The sequence below is a fragment of the Arthrobacter sp. B0427-1-12 genome, from assembly GCF_059092905.1.
Genome location: NZ_JBNHIC010000234.1, coordinates 1 through 371, shown reverse-complemented (window position 1 = coordinate 371; position 371 = coordinate 1). Strand labels below are relative to the sequence as shown.

General features: G+C 63.1%; 1 pseudogene. It reads right to left on the bottom strand.

The features are described from left to right. A pseudogene (locus AC5RWU_RS24710) lies at positions 1-212 on the bottom strand (IS256 family transposase); the annotation flags it as partial. Between the last annotated feature and the right edge of the window lie 159 nt (positions 213-371).

Genomic DNA, 371 nt, shown 5'->3' with positions numbered 1-371 from the left:
CGCACATTGGGGCCCTCCGCAGCCCCGTGCTTCTCGTGCCCGAGGTGCTCGGTCAGCTCCGCCTCGAGGGCCGTTTCGAGCACTGACTTGGTCAGACTGCCAAGCAGGCCCCCGGGGCCCATCAGACTCACGCCCTGTTCTTTTGCCTGTGCCAGCAGTTGCTGCGCGAGCTGCTGCTGATCGATGATCTCTCCCGTCACAGGATCGATCATCTCTACGGTCTCGGTCATTGCCGTTCCTTTCGGTCAGGCCACGCCGTTCCCACCGTTATTCGGGCTCTGTCGCACTTTCGGTGGTGGTGCGGCGCGTCGACGGCTGGTTCGTGCTTCCGGGCTTCTCATGATGGGGCATGGTTGATGCGGAAATGCTGG